This window comes from Pseudomonas sp. ICMP 8385, assembly GCF_002699915.1.
In the GTDB taxonomy this organism is placed as follows: Bacteria; Pseudomonadota; Gammaproteobacteria; order Pseudomonadales; family Pseudomonadaceae; genus Aquipseudomonas; species Aquipseudomonas gessardii.
Genome location: NZ_LKBY01000051.1, coordinates 1 through 236 on the forward strand (window position 1 = coordinate 1; position 236 = coordinate 236).

The window sequence follows — 236 nt, forward strand, 5'->3', positions numbered from 1 at the left end:
CTGCCGGGCCAGTACGTCAATCTGCAAGTGCCGGGCAGCGACCAGACCCGCGCCTATTCCTTCAGCTCGCTGCAAAAGGATGGCGAGGTCGGCTTCCTGATCCGCAACGTGCCGGGCGGGCTGATGAGCAGCTTCCTGACCAGCCTCGCCAAGGTCGGCGATAGCGTCAGTCTGGCTGGACCGCTGGGCGCGTTCTATCTGCGCGAGATCAAGCGGCCGCTGCTGTTGCTGGCGGG

At 65.7% G+C, this 236-nt stretch carries 1 protein-coding gene; it reads left to right on the forward strand.

What is annotated here, in order from left to right; translation table 11 throughout:
* The coding region (locus AO268_RS06820) for an FAD-binding oxidoreductase (protein ID WP_257154350.1) at positions 1 to 236 on the forward strand (236 nt) is incomplete at both ends.